Below are 14,198 nucleotides of genomic sequence, written 5' to 3'. Positions count from 1 at the left end.
TGGAGGGGCCGTGCGCGTCCGATCCCGAAGACCATTGTGAGCAGCGGTGCGATTATTGGAGCCTCCAAGGGCGGGAAAGGGCACAATTTCGTTCGCGGTTTCACGATGTTATCGATGCGTTGAGATCGCGGCATAGAATCGTCGTGTGGACGTCCGGGTTGTGGAGGGATAGGCTGATGCTGTGGGCGCTCTGCGCGTGGAGGCTCCGCTATCGGCCCGAGCACCCTGATCTCGACATGGTCGTCCTGGGAGATGCGCCGGAGGATGGGTTTAGCCGTGGATTCGTCCGCGTGAAGCCGGCCGACGCACGCCGCGGTCAGGACGACGCGCGCGCTCAATCTCGGACGCGCGTCCAGCACATGGCGCGCTCTTGGCGAAAGCTATCCGGTCGGTCTCCGATCCTGTCCACCGAGGGTGGGCGCGCAGATCGAGCACGGAAGGAACTCGTAGAGCTGGGCACCCACCAAGCTGCATTCTTTCCTCGGGTGGACGGCAACGCGCTCACCCTGTCTTGGGTTGACCAGCTCTTGTTCGCGTGTCTAGGAAAAGACTGGTTGACGCCCGCTGACGTATTCATGCACCGCTCATCGGCTGGCGAAGAGCTGCGCAGTGGTTGGGGGGAACGCATCGGCGACGTCTTTATCGCCATGCGGCTGCGCCAGTGGGCAGATCACCGTGGGGCCGAGGCGGCGCTGGAGAGTGTGCCCTATAGGACGGACAGACGACCCATGCTGGAGGCTCGCTACAGGTTGACGGCTGCCGGCGATGAAATAAAGCGACACGGTCTTGCTGAAATCGCTCAAGGACCGCCGGTGCCGGTGTGGGGTGTCACGGCGTACGATCCGCTGGATCCTTGGGTCGTGGTGGACGACGACACAGATCACAGGCGCATGAAGCTACTTGAAAAGCGCGCCACGTAGGGCGTGGCGTGGCGCGCTGAGGCGTACGTCGGCCCAGACCCATGGCGAGCCCACTTTTCTGGTCGAGGCAGGCAGGCCGCGTGGGGCTCCAACCTGTTCGGGCCGTGCTCGAGCTCGCCGCGGCCTGGAGTCGTGCTCCTGGAGCTCCTCGGCCGGCCTTGCCGCCCTCCTCCGGCTCCACGCCGCACACCGCGAGCCCCCCGCGACGCCCGCCGCGCTAGCACGGGTTCACCACCGCGGGGCCGCCGGCGACGGTGGCTGCCGAGCACGCGTCCCCGCCGTACTTGCCGTGCGCCCCGTCGGGTGCCTGATTCAGGCTGGGCCACATCTCGCCGCGGCCGCCGCATCGCACCGCCAACCGCGGCGGCGGCCTGCCCGGGCTGTCGCGGTGGGTCGTGGCCGTGGCGCGCGGGCGGCGTCGCGACGTCGTGCAACCCCGGGGCGCAAGGCCGTCCGTGCGCTCTGACGCGACGTGGACGGGCTTCCGGTGCCGGCAGGTTGACGAACACGCGAGCCGTGCAGGCAGCTACGCACTGGCGCACGCTCTGGACGGTACGAGCCCTGGTCCGTGTCGTGTTCTCGTCTCGATTCCGTTTGACGTCGACCCTGTGATCAGAAGAATGGCCCGCGTCGCCACGTTGCTCGGATGTTTCGGAAGACAGGGAGAGAGAGGATGAGGACGACAGGCCGGCAGATCTGCCCGGCGACAGGGATCGCTCTCGTTCTCAGTATCGTCCCGACGCAGGCAGACGCATCCGAGCTGAGCGCCGGGATGAGCCTCGGGGGGATCCGGGCTGGTACCGCGACGCGTCTCGCGGTGGGCCCGCATGCTGGAATCTCGTGGCGCATCAAGAGCGATATCACGCTCAAGGTTCACGATCTGCTCAGCGTCGTGCCCCCAATCCAGATCGGTGGAGCCGGCGTGTACAACAGCACCGCCGTCGCCCTCGGAGTTGGTTGGAAGAGTGGCGATTTCAGTGCCGGTCCATCGGTCGCGATGTACTTCATGCCAGCCTGCGGGAGCGCGCTATGTGGGCAGGTCGCCGGGCTGGCGGCAGGCGCGCATGCGCAAACCAACGTGTACGTCGCCGGAGCGCTGGGCGTGTCGGTGACCGCCAACGTGGATTGGGTCGGCGGGAGCAGCCTCGTGCTTCCAGGTTACGTGTCGGTGCTTGTCGTCGCCGGTCCCGTGCTTCGATGGAATATAAAATGAACGCAAAAGGAATTCTGTTTCCGATCCTGGCTGTCGCCATCTGCACGCTGCCGGCCTGCAACTTGACGGTAGGAGACTGCTATCCCCTCGAGGAGTGGGAGGGGGGCGCAGGTGCAGGCGGACCCGTCGGGCCGCCCGTTCCTGTCTTCTCCTCCGTCGCGTCGGGGGACTTCGGGGCCGACCCGCAGGGGGGCGGCGAGCGCAAGATCCAGTGCAACAAAACGGACAGCGAAGACGAAGAAGAGGAAAGCCCGAGCGACAGCTCGGAGAGGCCGACAGCTAGCCCGACGAGCCCGCCAGGCCCGTGCCCCGAAATCGGCGACATCGCCGGAGACGGAGCGACCTTCTTGAGCTGTAGCGATGAATGTAGATCGAAGTGTCCACCTGGAATGGCCCCATGGGTATTCGGAGGTTTCGATCCGTCGGATTTCAATTTTGTCACCATTGTTGCGGACGACGGTCGGGGCAAGGGCGGAGGTTGGCAAGAGGCCAAGCCAACCCTGAATTTTAGGAGACTCACTGTCCCGCATCCGGTCAGAAGCTGGAACTGTGATTTCACCATCAACATGCCGATCCGGACTGAGAAGATGGGGCTAATCGATCCGGGTCGTGCGGCCAGCCTCAGTGAAGAGATCATGGAGGATGTCGCCAACGTCATGGACTATGACCTGCCGCCGGGGATCTTTTGCAAGAGGTTTGCTATCCAGGCGGACGCTGCGTTTAAGTCCAAGTACAAGGGGCTCGGCGCCAAGGTGACGAATCCATGAAGACGACTCGCTCCGAGCTGCTCGACGTGGTCTACCGCTTCTACCCGCGGGGCGTGCATAAAATCCAGCGCATCTATGTGCCTCCGGGCGAGCCCGTCTGGGAGGACACGGAGGAGCACCGCCGCCTGGTGGAAGCCGCAAACCGTGGGCGAGCGGAGTACCCAGCGTGGGAAGCGATGATCCACCGCCTAGGGGATCGATACGGCCTTCAGAACGAGTCGCTCAGCCTTGTGGCAGGGGGGAGCGACCCGGCGTACTCGGCCCGCATCTGGCTCACTGAAGAATCGGCGCTCAGCTTCCACGTGTCCCTGCTCGGCCCATACTACGGGATCCACCTCCCCGGCATCCGCGAGGAGGAGCCGGTGGCGCACGAGGTCGCCCGGGAGATCGAGGCCACGTACCCCGGCTACCGACCGATCCCGCCGGAGCTCGGGAACGAGGTGGTGCCGGATGTGGACATGGACGGGTTGATGATGGGCGAGGCGACGTTCTACGTGTGCCTCTTCTCGCGCGTCTGGACTTGGGTGGATCCGTAGCCATTCCCTGGCGACAGCCGTCCCGTGGCCGGGTTCAGCGCCACGGTTTGCGGAGCGGCTGCGCGCGTCGAGGTCGACGCCCGCGGGCGCGCGATGACGCTGGCGTCGCACATGGCGCCGGAGCAGATAGCGGGGCCGCGGCGTCAAGGAATACCGCGGCGTGGTCCGCACCTTCCGGCGGACCGGCGGCGGTGGTTGATGAAAAGGATGGGTGCCTGATGAAACGAGCGTGTTCTCCCGGGTGCGGCGTGGTGGCTGTCTCCTTCAGCTCGGATCCCCGGGATTGGGTGTGGGTCGCCGTGGCCCTGCTCGTGCTCGTCGGCATGGGCGCCGCGCTCGTCCTCGGCTTCAGGCGCCGTCGCTGAAGCGGTAGACCGCCCGCACCCCGGAGGGGGCCCGCTCCCTCGTCCTTCCGGTCGGCAGTGCCGTCGCCGCAATCGGCTGGAGCGCGGCGATGGTTCCCGCGATCACGCTATGGCGGATCGCCCGAGGCGTACGCCGGTCACACCGTTTACAGAGTTCGCCTGAGGTGTCGTGATCCTATTCAGGGAAGCGCTGCGTCTCGACGGCGATGCCGTCCTCCCCGGTGAGCACGTCGCCGGACCAATCCCAGCTCGTGCCGCCCGGGCCCGGCAGCCCGATCTCGAAGGTGACGTCCTCCAGCGTGAGCTGGCCCTCGTCGAGGTAGGCGATGCCGATCGAGTCCCCACCGCGCCCGGGGCCGCCGTAGCCGCCGTCGCCTCCGGGGCCGCCGCTGCCCCCCTGGCAGGACCACATGCCGTCCCCCAAGGCGCCTCCTGGAGCGCCTCGGCCGGCCTTGCCGCCCTCCTCCGGCTCCCCGCCGTCGCCGCCTTGGCCCCCGTCGTCGCTGATGATGAAGCTATCGCGCACCGTCACCTTCGCGTGGAGCGCCAGGATCCCGATGCTCGGTTGGGCGTTCCCGCCTGCTCGGCCGCCCCGCCCCCCGCAACCGCCCGCGCCTCCGGAGCCGCCGCCGGCGCCGCCCTGGGTGGCCACGCCGCACACCGCGAGCCCACCGCGACGCCCGCCGCCCCCGCCGCCGCCTTGGCCCGGCATCCCCCGGGCGCCGTCGCCGGCCCAATCGCCGTGCCATCCGGTCTCATCGAGCCGCCCGCGGCCCTTGCCCGGTGCGCCGACGGCGCCCCACATGCCGCTTCTTCCGGTGGCGCCGCTGTAACAACCACCGTCTGCCCGGCTGCCACGTCCTCCACTTCCCTGGTGCCGTGGGTTCGGCTCGGGTACGGGCTCGCCGTCCTCCCCATCTCCGGCGCCGTCGGCGAGCCCGTCGCCCCCCTTGCCACCGGCGCTCGGGATCCCTCCCTCGCAGGAGTTCACCGCCCGAGCCCCACCCGGGACCGTCGCTGCGGAGCACGCGTCTCCCCCATACTGCCCGTCCGGTCCGTCCGCTGCCCGGCCCGGCCACTTGTCCCCATCGTGGCCCCCCAATCCGTAGTCGGCGTCGATCCAGCTTCCGACGATCTCCACCGCGGCGCCCGACCGAACGATCATCCCGATATGTATTTGGCTGCGGATGAACATGTGATCGATGATCGAGACCCCGTCCGCTGCCCCCGTGTCGCCGGCGCGGGCCGGCTCGACGATCAGCGCGATCTGCCCGACCGAGGGAAGGATATGGCTCATGCCCTGCGACGGGAGTGGCGTGTCCTTCAGGGGTTCCCAATCGACGACATTGAAGCCTCCGTAGATATCCACCCCGGAGGGGAGCGTGATGGACTCCTCGAAGCTATCGCTCGCGGCGAACACGCGACCGCGTTCGGTGCGCGCAAGCTCGATGCCGCGCTGGAGGGAACGAACCGGCCTGTCCTTCGTGCCGGGGTTCGCGTCGTCACCGCCGAAAAACGGATGGTTGACGAACACGCCGCAGCCGTCGACCAGCTGACCCTTCGCAAGCTGCTCCAGGCAGACGGACTCGGGGACCGGATCGCCTCCACACGTCGAGGGTCCGTCGCACGGCGGCGCACCGTTCGGGTCGTCCACCCCCGGTGCGGTCCCGCAGCCGGCCGAGGCGAGCGGCAGCGCAACGACGAGGAGGATCGCGGAATTCAGGTTCATGGGCATCCCTCGATGGCCGCGTGTCGCGCGGCGCGATTCAATGGATCGGCTCGCCTGCCGCGGGGAAGGCGACCATTTGACCTCGTGGGCCGCTTTCCCCTTTGCCCACCTCGTCCTCCGTGCCGGCGTTCCCCGCGAAACCGCCGTCACCGGCGCCTCCGACACTCACCGTGGTGCCGGGTCGAATGGCGAAGTTGGGCACCACGTAGGCGATGCCGACGGATGCGCCGCCGAGCCCGCCGCCGGCATCACCTCCGCGACCGCCGTTGCCCCCTTTGCCGCCCTTGCATGCACTCCACATACCGTTCACAAGAGTTGTGCCACCTGCAGCGCCAAGATAACCTGCGCCGCCCGGTTGGCCCGTTCCGCCCACCCCGCCGTTGCCGCCTTTGCCCGTGAATACGTCGGTGTTGGCGACGGTCAGATCCGTGCCTTCCAGCGCGACGATACCGATGCTCGCGCCGCCATAGGCGCCGCCTTTGCCGCCCTCGCCGCCACAGCCGCCGCTTCCTCCCGAGCCGCCGGCCGCGCCACTTTGGGGGCGGCTTGTCGGACACGCAAACATGGGGCCGCGCGATTTGCTGCCGCCACCACCGCCGCCGCCGTAGCCAACGCCGCCCTTCGTCCCGTCCTCACCACGGACACCGATCCATCCATCGTCGCTGAGAATGCCTGGGCCGAAGGCGCCATCGGCGCGACCGGCGTCGGCGCCGTCTGCGCCATCGTTCCCGTCCTCGCATCTCGTGAGATCTGCGCCGAGCCCTCCGCGGCCATCGCGCTCCGAAATCTCCGCGAGCGCCGGCTGTCCCGGTGCGCCATCGCCGCCCACGTCGAGTCCGCCGTCACCGCCGTAGCCGCCCGTCGACTCGATGCCGTCGCCGCACACGGTGACCACCGGAAGGGCGCCCACCGCAGCGTCTACAGTACATGCGTTCGTGCCGTTGTTCCCTACGACGCCGTCCGGCGCCCGCTCGGTGTCTGCGTCCTCTCCCGGCTCCCCGTCCTTGCCGTTGCCCGCGACGATCACGCTGTCCTGCACGATCGCCGTGGCCCCCGTGCTCAAGATCACCGCGATCGACGACTTGCCATCCGGCGCCGAGGCGTCCGCCGCCACGACGCGCACGCCGGCGATCACCGACGTCGTGTCGTCCCCCGCGACCGCCTTCCCCTCCTCCCGGAGGACCCGCAGCGGGATCCCCCCCGGCGGAGCGATGATCGTCGGGTGATCAGGCCCGCCGAACGACCCGTCATACGACCAATCCCCGCCGTCACACAGGCGCCCGCCCCAGAGGTCGACCCCCGAGGGCAGCGTGATCGTCTCCGCGAACTCCCCGCCGCACGCGTACACGCGCCGGGTCGGCTCCTCGCCGTGGCCTCGCCCGTGCGCGGCGAGTCCGATCGCGTGCTGGAGCGTCTTCACCGGCGCTCCCTGGGTACCGGGGCTGTTGTCGTCGCCTTGCTCGTTGACGAACACCCCGCATTCATCCAGGGCCGGCGCCCTCGCCGGGCCGCCGTCGCAGGGCCCCGGCTGGGCAGGAGGACTCTCGCACAGGTAGCCCTCTGCACAGCTGTCGGAATAGCAGCCGGAGACGCCGGCGGCGCCCGTCGAGCCCAGCGCAAGGAGCGCGAGGCAACGAGCCATCCCGCGAGCTCGATCCTCAAGACCACGACCCATGAGCCGCTCTCCCTCCCTCCGCCTCACCATGCGCCCGAAACGATCAGCCCCGCTTGCTCGGCGGTCGCCACCGGCGCGGCGCGGAGGCCCCCGGCGGCCGGCGCGGTCCCGAAGAGCGCGGCCTCGGTGAAGAACGAGGCGGCCGTCGCCACCCCGAACAGGGCGCTCGTCGCCAGCGAACCCTTGCCGAGGGTGGCGAACAGATTCCGCTCCTCGATCTGGCCATGGATGTCCGCGCAGGCCGCGGGCGCGTTCGCGTCCCGGCACGTCGACGACGTCCAGCCCTGCGCGCGGCGCCGGACGTCCCCCTCGCGAAGATCGCCGTGCACGACATGGGCCCGCAGGAGAAAGATCGCGCCTGCCGCCGCCGTCGCCGTCGCCACGGCGATGCCGCCGATCCGCACCGTTCCCGGCCAGGAAGCCGGCGGCCCCGGCGCTCGCGCGGCGCTCGCCACCGCCGCTGACCCCTTGGCTGCCTCCTTCGGCGGGCTCGCCACCGCGCCCTCCTCGGCGCTGGTCGCCGCCACGTTCGACAGATTGAGGGTCATGGTCGTCTCCGCTTTCGCCATCGCGTCCAGCCCCTGCGATCCTTCCGCGCGGCCCCGCGCTCGGGCCCGCACCAGGTGCTTGCCAGGCTCGAAGTACAGCGTGTAGGTCCGTCTCGGCGCGCCGATGGGCGTACCGTCGATGAGCACCTCGGCATCCGGCGGGTCCACCGACAGATGGAGCGTGTGGACGAAGGACATCGCCGTGACCAGTCCGTCCGTGAATCTTCTTAGCTGCGCAGGAGAGAGCGCCTTCCGCCGCTCAAGGCTCCAGGCCAGGTGCTCCGCCGCGTCACGGGGCTTGCGCAGCTCGAGCTCGTAGAGGCCCAGCTCGCCGGCGATCTCGGCGGACTCTCTCTCTGTGACAGACGTCGCGTCGATCGCCTCGAACGCCGCCATGTAAGCGGCGTGTGCCTCGGCCCGCTGGCCAGATGCCCGAGCTCGCCGGGCGCGGCGAAGATGGTCCTTTACGATCGCACCGTCGCTTCGTGCGGAGGCTGGATTCCGGTCTTCCGCACGGACCGAATGCGCAGTGCCGATCGCGACGCCAAGCATCAGGCAACTCCACAGCGACCGCGCCAATAAACGCATGCGTGGACAGTACTGACGCCAGCCGTGACGCGTCAACGACCAAGGAAAGTGTCATGACCTGAATGATCGGATGAGAAATTCCTGCCCGATCGGGGAATGCGGCGACCCCTGATCACTGATCATGCAGCCAGGTGACCCGAAGGTCGCATGTCGCACATTGTCCGACCGACATTGGGGCAGCCCTGCGCTTTTTTGAAGCCCTGGAGGGGACTCAGGTGTTCTACCGGTGATGGGAGAGCCAGGCAGCACCCCTACCGGCTTCGAGTTCTTCCGGCGCCTCGCGCGGCGCCTCGGTGTCCCCGCGCGACACGCAGAGGACCTCGCGCAGGACGCCTTGCTGCGGGAGCTGGAAGCGAATCAGCGGGTCGAGCTCGGGGAGGCTCGGGCGGCCTACGGCGCCACCATCGTCCTGAATCAGGCGCGGAACCACCTCCGGAACGCACGCCGTCGGGGGGAGGTCCTGACGTCGTTCGACGATCACGAGCTTCAGGCGGAGTGCCCGACCCCGGAAGAGATGCTGCGCCGCCAGCAGCGGGAGGCGCTCCTCCGTGACCTGATCAACCAGGTCGAGCCCAAGTACCGCGACGTCTTGATCAAGCACGCGCTCGAGGAGGTGCCGCTCATCGAGATCGCCGCCGAGCTGGGGCTCAACCCGAAGACGGTGAGCACACACTACCTCCGAGCGCTCGAGGACCTCTCCGCGGCCGTGGAACGCCGGAAGGCGCGGCAACGCTCGCGCGGATGGGACGACGCTGCGTGCGTCCCGTTCGCCTTCGATCTGCGTGGCCGGGAGGGGTGGCTGAGCAAGCTAGGCCGCCTGGGTATCAAGATCCTGGTGCAGGGAGCGGTCGTCGTGCTGACCGGCGCGGTCATCGCGACGTTGCCGGACGCGTTCAGCCCGGGTTCGTGGTTGCGGGCGGCGGTGGTGCGCGCTCCTGCACCCGCACCGGCGGTGGAGGAGATCGCGCCGCCGCCGGCGCACCTCCCCGTGCGCGCGACGGTCGCGCCGGAGATCGCGCAGGCGGCGCAGGACCGAGGCGCGCGGTTGCCTGCTCCGGCAGCCGCGCGCCTCGGTCGGCCCTCGCTCCCGGTTCGCGCCGAGGTCCCAGCCGTCGGCGAGCGCGAGCAGAGCCTCATCGATGAGGCCCGAAGGGCCATCGCGGACCATAACGCGTTCGCGGATGCAGAGGCGCGCCGATCGCTTGAGACGCACGCGCGGGAGTTCCCGCAAGGGCAGCTCGCCGCAGAGCGTGAAGCGCTCCTCATGCAAATTCGCTGAGTCCCCGGCACCCCGCCGACAGCTGGCAGGCGGTGATGCCGGTGCTGTCTTCGGACAGCGCAAGGCCGAGATCTGTCTGGCATTCTGACAAGGACGTTCACGTCCAGGAGACGAAACGCGATGGATGGGATGGAGGATTTACTTGGCGCGATGTGGCTCATTTCGCCGCTCGGGCTCGCGATGACGGCTGGCGTCTTCCTTGGGGCGCAGACGCCTGCGGGGAAGGCCGCGGATCGGTGCCGCAGGAGTGCGGGCACGCGGCATCATCGGATGAAGGGCGATTTTCCGCGAGGGAGGGTGAAGCCATGGGTCGTCCGTCGGATGAAGACGAGCGTGCCGCCGCGCACGCGCGCTTGTTTTGCCCGGCGCTGGTTCGTGCCGTACCGCGCTGGCTGGCGAGGCTGGGGGTCCCGCTGTCGCACCGTGCCGACGTCGCAGGCGAAGTCTGGCTCAACGCCTGGGAGAGCTGGCCCAGGTTCGATCCGAAGCGCGGCAGGCCGGAACGCTGGTTGAACGCGATCGCCGTACACGTCGCCGCGCACTACCACGAGCGGTTGCAGCACCGCAGGGAGGAGCTCGTCGACTTGATCGAGGTGGCCGATCCAGCGCCGGATGCCGCTGCTACGATGGAATCCGACAGCATCAGGACGGGCACCCTCGACGCGGTGAACGAGCTCGATCCGAAGCTGCGATTCGTCCTCGTGGCACACGATCTGGACGGAGTCTCGATGGCCCAGATCGCCGAAGACGCAGGGCTACCTCTCTCGGCGATTTACAAGCGGCGCACCAAGGCGATCGACGCGCTGCGCGACGTCATCGGATCTCGGGAAACCATGGAGGACTTCGCCCGAAGAATGGGGCCGCAATGACCATCGTGGCCGGTGAGGGGTGCCGCGCAGCTCAGCGCTCGCTCGCGTGCGCGATGGTCTCGATCATGCGCGGGATGGCGACGGAGATGAGGATCCCCAGGTTCGCCCGCTTGTTGTCCACCAGCATGCCCTGGAGCAGGTTCCCGTGGTTGAGCACCACCACGGTGTGGTTGCCCGCCATGTCGAGCAGGTAATACCGCCCTAGCGGAGGGAAGTTCGAGTCGCGCAGCGAGCTGTCCAGCTCCTCGGTGATGCGCGTGAAGAGGGCCACCGCCACCGGTTGCTGGTTGAAGCCGGCGAGCGACAGGCCCGCCGTACGTTCCCAGATGTCGGTGGCCAGCAGCCCGTCGCGGAGGATGCTGCGGAGATCATGGACTGCGGCCTCGAGGACTTTGGTGTCAATCATCGTGCTTCCGTCGCTCCTGGGCGCGCGCGCCCGCATTGAAAACCCGGATGTACTACAGCCCGCGCAAGGTCGTCGCGAGCGCCTCCTTCAGCTGCTCGAACGACCGCGTGGAGAGAGCCTCGTCGCCCACGGTGCCGAGGCAGAAGCCGCCGCGCGCCGTGCGCGCCTCGACCCAGGACATCATCTGCGCGCCCAGCCAGAGCGCGCCCGCCGTGGCGTCGACGCCGGGGATGGAGCGGACGCCGACCAGCGCCGAGAGCAGCGGCCCCACGAGGGACACGTGCGCCTCGGAGATGCCGTGCGCCGCCAGCGTGAGGCCGTTGTCGTCGGCCACGAAGGCGCCCACGCACGGATGGTGATCGAGCGTCCAGGCGACGAGCGTGTCGAGCCGATCGGCCGGGTTGTCGGAGGTCTGAACGAGGCGCGGCACCTCCTTCACCTGCTTCACCTCCTTGGGCGCCGCCTTCGCCGGCACGGGCGCCGCCTTCCCCGGCGCGCCGGCGCGCGCTGCCCCCATGGCGGTCACGAGCGTCGCGGGCTCCCGCGACCGCGTCGCGGTCACCCGCGCGAGGAGCGAGGTCACCCGCTGCGCGTCAGTCCACGAGACGGATCGGACCGTCATCCTCGCCTCCTGCACTGGAGCCCAGGCGCTCCTCGATCTCGGCCACCAGCTTGTCGAACACCGCGGAGACCGCCGGAGGGCGGCGGCTGAGCAGGCCGAGCGGCACGCCCGCGCGGCTCGCCTGGAGGAACGTGCCGTCGCGCGGGACCGCGGTGTCGAAGACCTGGTCGCGGTAGAGGGACCACAGCTCCTCCAGCGAGGCCAAGAGCACCGGATCGCGGAACGAGCTCATGGTGCCGACCACGCCGAGCAGGGAGCAGGCGGAGCCGATGTCGCGGAGCCGCGCCAGGAGCTCGAGCAGCCGGGGCATGGCCCGCAGCGCGAGCGGCTCGCACTGCGCGACGGCGATGACGCTGTCCACCTCTTCCAGCGCGATGCGCGACATCCCGCCGAGCCCGGCCGGCGTGTCGAAGAGGACGAGGTCGAAGTCGCGCTGGCTGTGCTCCAGGATGCGCCCCACGATGTTGGCCTCGCGCGCGTTGATGGCGAAGCGATCCTCGTCGAGCGCGTCGACGGGGCCCATGGGCAAGAGGCAGAGCTCCGGGAGCCGGGTCTTCACCAGACCCTCGAGCGGGGGGCCGCCTCGCGCGAGGTTCGCGGCCAGGCCGGGCCGGTCGCTGACGCCGTCGAGCGACATGCCGATGGCGCCCTGCAGATCCGTGTCGACGAGCAAGGTACGCGCGCCTCGGCGCGCGAAGGCGAAGGCGCAGTTGAGCGCCACGGTGGTCTTTCCGACTCCGCCCTTGAGGCTGGCGAATGCGATGGATCGGGTCATCTTGGGTATCCGAGCTTGCGTAGCTGTTCCAGGTTAGCGCGCACGAGGCTGGACGCGGGGTCGAGCGTCGAGAGGTCGATGAGGACGCAGGCCGCCTCGCTGTAGCTGCGTTCCATCAAGAGGCGCCGCGCGTCGGCGTTGAGCTGCTTGATGCGGGCCGCGCGCTGCTCCGGCGAGATGAGCGCGATCTCGATCCGCCTCGACGAGATCGGCGGCGGCGCCTCCACGCTGCCTTCGTCGATCCGGCGCAGCGAGTCGAGCACCAGCTCCGACAGGTCCTTGAAGATGGTGCGCTCCTTCGTCGAGCCGACGGCCGGGGTGACGCGCACCCGCATCTCGGGGCGGATGAGCCGCGCGAACGCCTCCTCGCCCACGCCGAGGCCGTCGAACGCCGTCCACACCTGGCCGCGCCGCACCTCGATCAGACCCACGTCGGCGCTCGCGTTGCTGACCACGAGGACGTGCGACTCGCCGGACATGCAGATCATCTGCAAGAAGTCGACGGGCACGAAGTTCATCCCGATCGGCGCCGACTGGGCGCCCGCGGCGTGCGCCATGAGGATGAGCGTCTCCTCGGCGATGGGCCACGTCACCCGCGTGGTGCTCGCCGCGCCCGGGACCTCCACGCCATCGTTGACGGCGAGCACCAGCCGCGCCGTGCGGCGGAGGAGCTGCGCGACGGCGTCCTCCGGCCCGCCCGGGAGCGACGGCGCATAGATGATCAGCTCCGCGCTCTGCACGCCATCGAGGGCTTGCTCGAGCTCCTCCCAGGTCGCGGCGCCGAGGGCGCTCACCGGCGCTTGCCCGGCGATGACGCGGATGCACCGCATGCGCTCGCGCAGATCAGGAACGGCGATCACGACGATGGCCATCAGCCTCCGGTGTCGCGCCGCACCCGGCGCAGCATGACGGACGACGCCGTATCACCCGGGCGCATGCGCGCGCACGCCTCGAACGCCTCGATCGCAGCGTCGTAGCGGCGCTGCACGAACGCGGCGGTGCCGCGGGCGAACGCTTCGCGGTAGAGCCGATCCTCCTCGGTCTCGTACACCCGTGGCGTGAACGGCGCGCTCGCGGGGGGCATCGGCCCGCTCGCGGGGGGAGCTTCCGGCGATCGCCGCGCCAGGCCGCGCTCCGGCATGGTCGGCGGCCCCGGATCGGCGCCGGCCTCGGAGGGCAGCGTGTCCAGCTGCGGCCGGAAGGAGACCGACGGCCGGTCGCTGAACGGCGACGCCACCTCGCTCCCCGTGTAGAGGCCGACCAGCACCTGCAGCGTGCGGAGCCGCCCGAGCGGGCACATATGAATGACGTCGTCGAACGTCGAGGAGCCGTCGATGTACCGCGCCACCAGGAGCGCGTCGGGCGAGCGACCCGCCGAGACGGGGATGGGCCCCGCCACCTGATCCAGGCCGCCGAGCCGCTTGGCGTAGGCGCCCGCGAGGAACTCCTTGATCCGCTCGATGCTCGCCTGCAGCTCGCGATCGCCGGGCGACTCCGCGCGCGCCCGGTACAGCACCGCCAGCGCCTCCTCGTAGCGCTTCTCACGGACCAGCCGCACGATCTCCGCCCGCATGGGGCCGCTCTTCGGGAGCGCGCGGCTCTCGGGTTCCACGATCAGAGCTGAGTCGATTTGGTCTTTCACGGCACAACCGGCAAGCTACATGCCTCGACCGCCGGCATTCAAGCTGTTTGGCTGCACCTTCGCGGCGGCCGTCCTCGGTCGGCGCCGTCGACACCGGCGCGCCATCGTTACAGGTACGCGCGTGTGGGACCAGCCAGCACCTCACCAGAACACTGGGAGCCGCGACATGCGCCCCATGGGAAGGACGGGGAGACATGGGACGAGGCAATGACCGCGGCCCGCTTCCACATTCGGTCCATCGAGTCGCCACGTGCTCTCGGGCGT

At 69.3% G+C, this 14,198-nt stretch carries 15 protein-coding genes; 7 read left to right on the top strand and 8 right to left on the bottom strand.

All coding sequences use genetic code 11. The annotated features are described in order from the left end of the window. The first annotated feature begins 176 nt into the window (after positions 1–176). From ACSRUE_RS41025 to ACSRUE_RS41005, 5 genes are all read left to right on the top strand, one after another. On the top strand, positions 177–920 hold the full coding sequence (locus tag ACSRUE_RS41025; RefSeq protein WP_441288300.1) for a hypothetical protein: 744 nt from the start codon (positions 177–179) through the stop codon (positions 918–920). Between the two features lie 673 nt (positions 921–1,593). Continuing rightward, positions 1,594–2,133 (top strand): hypothetical protein, encoded by a 540-nt coding sequence (locus tag ACSRUE_RS41020; RefSeq protein ID WP_441288299.1) that lies wholly within the window; start codon positions 1,594–1,596, stop codon positions 2,131–2,133. Continuing rightward, on the top strand, positions 2,130–2,900 hold the full coding sequence (locus ACSRUE_RS41015) for a hypothetical protein (RefSeq protein ID WP_437944040.1): 771 nt from the start codon (positions 2,130–2,132) through the stop codon (positions 2,898–2,900). The genes ACSRUE_RS41020 and ACSRUE_RS41015 overlap by 4 nt, the downstream gene beginning before the upstream one ends. Continuing rightward, entirely contained in the window at positions 2,897–3,436 is a 540-nt protein-coding gene (locus ACSRUE_RS41010; RefSeq protein ID WP_437944041.1) for a hypothetical protein, read from the top strand. Before ACSRUE_RS41015 ends, ACSRUE_RS41010 begins: the two co-directional genes overlap by 4 nt. A gap of 218 nt (positions 3,437–3,654) precedes the next feature. Continuing rightward, positions 3,655–3,801: a hypothetical protein gene (locus ACSRUE_RS41005; RefSeq protein WP_272098690.1), complete on the top strand. Its 147-nt coding sequence runs from the start codon at positions 3,655–3,657 to the stop codon at positions 3,799–3,801. A gap of 175 nt (positions 3,802–3,976) precedes the next feature. On the opposite strand, the gene ACSRUE_RS41000 is transcribed toward ACSRUE_RS41005, so the two are convergent. The 3 genes from ACSRUE_RS41000 to ACSRUE_RS40990 are packed head-to-tail and all read right to left on the bottom strand — an operon-like array spanning position 3,977 to position 8,149. Then, positions 3,977–5,530: a hypothetical protein gene (locus ACSRUE_RS41000; RefSeq protein ID WP_441288298.1), complete on the bottom strand. Its 1,554-nt coding sequence runs from the start codon at positions 5,528–5,530 to the stop codon at positions 3,977–3,979. 37 nt (positions 5,531–5,567) lie between these two features. Beyond that, positions 5,568–7,172: a hypothetical protein gene (locus tag ACSRUE_RS40995; RefSeq protein WP_441288297.1), complete on the bottom strand. Its 1,605-nt coding sequence runs from the start codon at positions 7,170–7,172 to the stop codon at positions 5,568–5,570. Positions 7,173–7,228: 56 nt separating this feature from the next. Continuing rightward, positions 7,229–8,149: a hypothetical protein gene (locus ACSRUE_RS40990; protein WP_437769595.1), complete on the bottom strand. Its 921-nt coding sequence runs from the start codon at positions 8,147–8,149 to the stop codon at positions 7,229–7,231. Between the two features lie 421 nt (positions 8,150–8,570). Here ACSRUE_RS40990 and ACSRUE_RS40985 point away from each other — a divergent pair, with 421 nt between their 5' ends. Next, complete coding sequence (locus tag ACSRUE_RS40985) at positions 8,571–9,620, top strand: RNA polymerase sigma factor (RefSeq protein ID WP_441293184.1); 1,050 nt, start codon at positions 8,571–8,573, stop codon at positions 9,618–9,620. A gap of 305 nt (positions 9,621–9,925) precedes the next feature. After that, a complete protein-coding gene (locus tag ACSRUE_RS40980) occupies positions 9,926–10,489 on the top strand; it encodes a sigma-70 family RNA polymerase sigma factor (protein WP_441288296.1) in 564 nt (187 codons plus the stop codon). A 31-nt stretch (positions 10,490–10,520) separates the two neighbouring features. Here the strand turns inward: ACSRUE_RS40980 and ACSRUE_RS40975 are convergent, their stop codons facing one another. Genes ACSRUE_RS40975 through ACSRUE_RS40955 form a run of 5 tightly spaced genes read right to left on the bottom strand, consistent with a single transcriptional unit; the run spans position 10,521 to position 13,904 of the window. Next, the gene (locus ACSRUE_RS40975; RefSeq protein WP_437769593.1) at positions 10,521–10,895 is read right to left on the bottom strand and encodes a hypothetical protein; all 375 of its coding nucleotides are present in this window, start codon (positions 10,893–10,895) and stop codon (positions 10,521–10,523) included. A 52-nt stretch (positions 10,896–10,947) separates the two neighbouring features. Next, positions 10,948–11,517, bottom strand: coding sequence for a hypothetical protein (locus ACSRUE_RS40970; protein ID WP_437769592.1), 570 nt, complete (start codon positions 11,515–11,517; stop codon positions 10,948–10,950). Next, the gene (locus ACSRUE_RS40965; protein WP_437944046.1) at positions 11,489–12,292 is read right to left on the bottom strand and encodes a ParA family protein; all 804 of its coding nucleotides are present in this window, start codon (positions 12,290–12,292) and stop codon (positions 11,489–11,491) included. The genes ACSRUE_RS40970 and ACSRUE_RS40965 overlap by 29 nt, the downstream gene beginning before the upstream one ends. Beyond that, on the bottom strand, positions 12,289–13,164 hold the full coding sequence (locus tag ACSRUE_RS40960) for a DUF4388 domain-containing protein (protein ID WP_437944047.1): 876 nt from the start codon (positions 13,162–13,164) through the stop codon (positions 12,289–12,291). The genes ACSRUE_RS40965 and ACSRUE_RS40960 overlap by 4 nt, the downstream gene beginning before the upstream one ends. Then, positions 13,164–13,904 carry a TRP-like protein gene (locus tag ACSRUE_RS40955; protein WP_437769589.1) on the bottom strand — a complete coding sequence of 247 codons (741 nt, stop codon included), beginning with the start codon at positions 13,902–13,904 and terminating at the stop codon, positions 13,164–13,166. Before ACSRUE_RS40955 ends, ACSRUE_RS40960 begins: the two co-directional genes overlap by 1 nt. Positions 13,905–14,198: the final 294 nt, after the last annotated feature.

The organism is Sorangium sp. KYC3313 (assembly GCF_052075895.1).
Taxonomy (GTDB): domain Bacteria; phylum Myxococcota_A; class Polyangia; order Polyangiales; family Polyangiaceae; genus Sorangium; species Sorangium cellulosum_B.
Note: the sequence above shows the minus strand (reverse complement) of the source record. Positions and strands in the feature narration are given on the sequence as shown.